2 protein-coding genes are annotated in these 1,482 nt (G+C 74.6%); both read right to left on the reverse strand.

Features of this window, described 5'->3' with window-relative positions; translation table 11 throughout:
* Positions 1-816, reverse strand: an 816-nt coding sequence (locus ACYVE9_RS26485; protein ID WP_461030430.1) for a polyprenyl synthetase family protein, incomplete at its 3' end; no start/stop codon positions are given.
* Between the two features lie 23 nt (positions 817-839).
* Positions 840-1,482: FAD-dependent oxidoreductase (locus tag ACYVE9_RS26490; RefSeq protein WP_461030429.1), on the reverse strand; the 643-nt coding region annotated here is incomplete at its 5' end.

The following is a 1,482-nucleotide window of genomic DNA, read 5'->3' on the forward strand; positions in this document are numbered from 1 at the left end:
CCCGCCGGCTGCGAGCGCGGCGACGACCGGCAGCGACTTCTTGCGCTGCCGCAGGTCGCTCCAGGTCTGCTTGCCGGTGGCCTGCGGGTCGCCCCAGATGCCCAGCAGGTCGTCCACCGCCTGGAAGGCCAGGCCCAGGTGGTGGCCGTAGGACTCCAGCGCGTCGGCCGTCCGGTCGTCGGCGCCGCCGAGCACCGCGCCGACGGACACCGCGCAGGCCAGCAGCGCGCCGGTCTTGTTGCCCTCCATCTCCAGGCACTCCGCGACGGTGACCCGCTCCCGGTGTTCGAAGGAGATGTCCTGGGCCTGGCCGTCGATGAGCTTGCGGCTGGCCACCGCGAGCCGGCGCGCGGCGCGGCCGGCCTCCACCGTGCCCAGCTCCAGCAGCAGCTCGTTGGCCAGTGCGAAGAGCGCGTCACCGACCAGGATCGCCTGGGCGGGGCCGTGCACCTTCCACACGGTGTCCCGGTGCCGTCGCTGCTCGTCGCCGTCCATCAGGTCGTCGTGCAGCAGCGAGAAGTTGTGCACCAGTTCCACCGCCACCGCGCCGGGGATGCCGGTCTCGGCGGGGGCGCCCGCGACCTCCGCGGACAGCAGCGCGAGCGCCGGACGCAGCGCCTTGCCGCCGTCACCGTCCGCCGGCCGGCCGGCCGCGTCGATCCAGCCGAAGTGGTAGGCGGCGACGGTGTCCATCGGCGCTGCGAGGCGGCTTACCGCAGCGCGCAGCTCCGGCATGGCGAGCGTGCGTCCGCGATCGAGCAGCGCGGTCACGCCGGCCGTGTCGATGCCGGCGTCTGCCGGTTGCACCGGGTTCACATGGTCTCCTCTGCGTTCAGTGATCAGGCCCACGCCGTCTCCTGGAGATCGTCGTCGTGCGTCCGCCCGAGCCGGGCCAGGGCTTGCCGGGCTGCGGACAACCCGCTGCGGACCGCGCCCTCCATGGTCGCGGGCCAACCGGTGGCGGTCCACGCGCCCGCGAGATAGAGACCCGCCGCACGGGTGCCCGAATTCGGCCGCAGCCGACCGACTCCGGGTGCGGGTGCGAACGTGGCGGTGCGTTCGCGGGTGACGAAGAAGTCCCTGACGGTCGCGGTGCGGGCGGCGGGCAGCAGCCGTTCCAGCTCCGGCAGGTAGCGGGCGCGCAGCTCGGCCACGGGAAGGTCGATCTCGTGCCGCGCGGCGGACTGGGACAGCGCCAGGTACTGGCTGTCCCCGGCGCCGGGAAGCCGTGCCAGACCGGACGCCCGGGTGCGGTCGAAGATCCACTGCACGGGGCTGCCCAGCGCCGCGAGCAGCGGCCGGTCCAGCACGGTGCGGTCGTAGACCACGTGCACGTTGAGGATCGGGGCGCTGCCGAGGCCCCGCAGCGACTCCCGCCCGTCCAGCGCGCCGTCGGGCAGCAGCCGGGCGGCCGTGTCGTGCGGGACGGCCAGCACCACCGTGCCGGCCTGGAGTTCCTCCGCCCGGCCGGGACCGTCGCTG

The organism is Streptomyces sparsus (assembly GCF_054776295.1).